This is a genomic window from Rhodoplanes sp. SY1, assembly GCF_046000175.1.
Lineage (GTDB): Bacteria > Pseudomonadota > Alphaproteobacteria > Rhizobiales > Xanthobacteraceae > Rhodoplanes.
This window is the reverse complement of sequence record NZ_JBEOMB010000092.1, coordinates 1-2581: the sequence shown is the minus strand read 5'-3', so window position 1 is coordinate 2581 and position 2581 is coordinate 1. Positions and strand designations below refer to the sequence as shown.

The 2581-nt window shown below is 69.5% G+C and carries 3 protein-coding genes and 1 pseudogene; all 4 read left to right on the top strand.

The genetic code is table 11. The features are described 5' to 3' along the window. Positions 1-811, top strand: a pseudogene (locus ABTU92_RS21320) (conjugal transfer protein TrbE); the annotation flags it as partial. Then, positions 808-1569 (top strand): P-type conjugative transfer protein TrbJ, encoded by a 762-nt coding sequence (gene trbJ / locus ABTU92_RS21315; RefSeq protein ID WP_155481575.1) that lies wholly within the window; start codon positions 808-810, stop codon positions 1567-1569. The pseudogene ABTU92_RS21320 and the gene trbJ, both read left to right, overlap by 4 nt. A gap of 11 nt (positions 1570-1580) precedes the next feature. After that, the gene (gene trbK-alt, locus ABTU92_RS21310; RefSeq protein WP_155481576.1) at positions 1581-1967 is read left to right on the top strand and encodes a putative entry exclusion protein TrbK-alt; all 387 of its coding nucleotides are present in this window, start codon (positions 1581-1583) and stop codon (positions 1965-1967) included. A gap of 1 nt (position 1968) precedes the next feature. Then, positions 1969-2581 (top strand): P-type conjugative transfer protein TrbL (gene trbL / locus ABTU92_RS21305; RefSeq protein ID WP_408093632.1); only part of this gene is annotated, 613 nt, incomplete at its 3' end.

Sequence of the window (2581 nt, the reverse complement as noted above, 5' to 3'; positions counted from 1 at the left end):
CCTGACGTCGCTCGCCTCGGCGCCCGTGAACGAGCGGACCCTCACCGGGCTCACGGTGCTGTTGCAATCCGCCGGCCTGAAGCAGGCGCTGAAGCCGTACTGCCTCGGCGGAGCGTGGGGGCGGCTCCTCGACGCCGAAGCCGAACGGATCGGCGCATCCGACGTGCAGGCCTACGAGACCGAGGGGCTGATCGAGACCGATGCCGCCCCGGCCGTCCTCACCTACCTGTTCCACCGGCTCGAGGCTCGCCTGGACGGCCGGCCGACCCTTCTGATCATCGACGAGGGCTGGCTCGTCCTCGAGGACCCGACCTTCGGGTCCCAGGTCCGGGAATGGCTCAAGACGCTGCGCAAGAAGAACGCCAGCGTGGTGTTCGCGACCCAGTCGCTCGCCGACATCGAGACCAGCACGATCGCGCCGGCCATCGTCGAGAGCTGCCCGACGCGGCTGTTCCTGCCCAACGATCGCGCCGTCGAGCCGCAGATCGCCGCCATCTACCGGCGCTTCGGCCTCAACGAGCGCCAGATCGAGATCCTCGCCCGGGCGACACCGAAGCGCGACTACTACTGCCAGTCGCGCCGCGGCAACCGGCTGTTCGAGCTCGGCCTCGGCGAGGTCGCGCTCGCCTTCTGCGCGGCGTCCTCCAAGTCCGATCAGTCCGCCATCGCCGAGACTCTCCGCGAGCACGGCCGCGCCGGCTTCGCCGCCGCCTGGCTGCGGCGCAAGGGGCTCGCCTGGGCCGCCGATCTTCTGGCCGAGCAGACATCCCAGGACATCGCGACGCCATCCGCCACGGAGGTCAGCCCATGAGCCGGCAGTGCTCCCGCCGTTCGTTCTTCGGAAGCGCGATCCGTGTTTCGGCCGGGGTGGGCGTGCTCGCCGTCGTGTCGACGGCCGGCTCCGCCCAGATGCTCGTCTATGATCCCTCGAACTATGCCCAGAACGTGCTGCAGGCCGCCCGCTCGCTCGAGCAGATCAACAATCAGATCACCGGCCTGCAGAACCAGGCCCGGATGCTGCTCAACCAGGCCCGGAACTTGGCGAGCCTGCCGTACTCGTCACAGCAGACGATCCAGCAGTCGTTCCAGAGGACGCGGCAGCTCCTCGATCAGGTCCAGCGCATCTCCTTCGACCTCGACCAGATCGACCGCAGCTTCACGCGGAGCTACCCGCAAGCCTATTCCGGCACCGCCTCGTCGCAGCAGCTCGCCTCCGACGCCAAGGAGCGCTGGCAGACCTCCCATGCCGCGTTCCAGGATTCGCTGCGGGTCCAGGCCGGCGCCGTGCAGTCGCTCGACACGACCCGCGGCGAGACCGACACGCTCGTCGCCGCGAGCCAGGCCGCCGTCGGCGCCCTGCAGGCGGCCCAGGCCGGCAACCAGCTCATCGCCTTGCTGATCCGCCAGCTCGCAGACCTGACCGCGGTCCTCGCGGCGCAGGCCCGGGCCGACAGCCTCTCGGGCGCCCGCAGCAGTGCCAGCCAGGAGCAGGCACGCGCCCAGCTCGACCGCTTCCTCACCACGGGCCAGGGCTACCAGGCCCAGCCCGTCCGCATGTTCAGCCCGTAGGGGAGGATGGAATGACCGCCAAGACCCTGGTTCGTGTCGTCGTGGTCGCGCTCGCCGGCGCCTCTGTCGTGACGGCCGTCGCCGTCACGGGCCGAATGGCCGAGGAGCCGGGCCGCGCGCCTGAGATGCCGGCCGGCCCGGCCGGCGATCCGCTGGCGCGCGAGCTCGCCCGCTGCAAGCGGTTGCGTCTGGCCGAAGCCGACGATGCGGCCTGTCGGGCGGTCTGGGCCAAGAACCAGGACCGCTTCTTCGGATCGAGCCGGAGCACGGAGGTACCGACCGGGTCCGTTCGACCGGAGACGAGCGTCCGGTCTCCCGGCTCCCCGGGCGACGAGCCATCGCCATTGGCGCCCAACGCCGAGCCGCGGCGGCCCGCGAGCCACGGGGCGGTCGACTGACATGAACACCGGCATCATCGACCGCTTCACCGAGGTGTTCTCGCGCTACATCGATTCCGGCTTCGGCCTGCTCGGCGGCGAGGTCGCGTTCCTCGCCTCCACACTGATCGTCATCGACGTGACGCTGGCCGGCCTGTTCTGGGCGTCCGGCAATGGCGAGGACGTCATCACCCGCCTGGTCCAGAAGACCCTCTATGTCGGGTTCTTCGCCTTCCTCATCGGCAACTTCAACCGCCTTGCCGGGCTGGTGTTCGAGTCCTTCGCCGGGCTCGGCCTGAAGGCCTCCGGGTCGAGCCTCTCGGCCGACCAGTTCCTGCAGCCGGGCCGCATCGCCCAGGTCGGCATCGACGCCGGCAAGCCGATCCTCGCCGCTGCGGGACAGCTCGTCGGCTACGTGTCGTTCTTCGAGAACTTCATCCAGATCGCCGTGCTGCTGATCGCCTGGTTCGTCGTGCTCGTCGCCTTCTTCATCCTGGCGATCCAGCTGTTCGTGACCCTGATCGAGTTCAAGCTGACGACGCTCGCCGGCTTCGTGCTCGTCCCGTTCGGCCTCTTCGCCAAGACCGCGTTCCTGGCCGAGCGCGTGCTCGGCAACGTCGTCTCCTCCGGCATCA

Coding starts and splice junctions, on each gene's coding strand:
- trbK-alt (WP_155481576.1), top strand. CDS start 1,581: ATGACCGCCAAGACCCTGGTTCGTGTCGTCGTGGTCGCGCTCGCCGGC.
- trbJ (WP_155481575.1), top strand. CDS start 808: ATGAGCCGGCAGTGCTCCCGCCGTTCGTTCTTCGGAAGCGCGATCCGT.